The 367-nt window shown below is 73.8% G+C and carries 1 protein-coding gene; it reads left to right on the top strand.

Features of this window, described 5'->3' with window-relative positions; all coding sequences use genetic code 11:
* The coding region (locus ACSNOC_RS27960; RefSeq protein WP_436750363.1) for a hypothetical protein at window positions 1-367 on the top strand (367 nt) is incomplete at both ends.

The following is a 367-nucleotide window of genomic DNA, read 5'->3' as shown; positions in this document are numbered from 1 at the left end:
GATGTGGACGCGGTCGAGGCGCACGGCACCGGCACGACGCTGGGCGACCCGATCGAGGCCCAGGCGCTGCTCGCCACGTACGGGCGGGACCGGCCCGCCCAACGGCCGGTGTGGCTGGGCTCGTTGAAGTCGAACATCGGGCACGCCCAGGCCGCCGCCGGTATCGCGGGCGTCATCAAGACGGTGCTCGCGCTGCGGCACGGCGTGCTGCCCAAGTCCCTCCACATCACCGAACCCACCCCGGCCGTCGACTGGTCGGCGGGCGCGGTGCGGCTGCTGGACGAGGAACGGCCCTGGGTGCGGGAGTCGGGGCGTCGGCGGCGGGCGGGTGTGTCGTCGTTCGGGATCAGTGGGACGAACGCGCATG

Origin of the sequence: Streptomyces sp. URMC 129, from assembly GCF_051386415.1 — a bacterium.
GTDB lineage: Bacteria > Actinomycetota > Actinomycetes > Streptomycetales > Streptomycetaceae > Streptomyces.
This window is presented reverse-complemented; position numbering and strand designations above follow the sequence as displayed.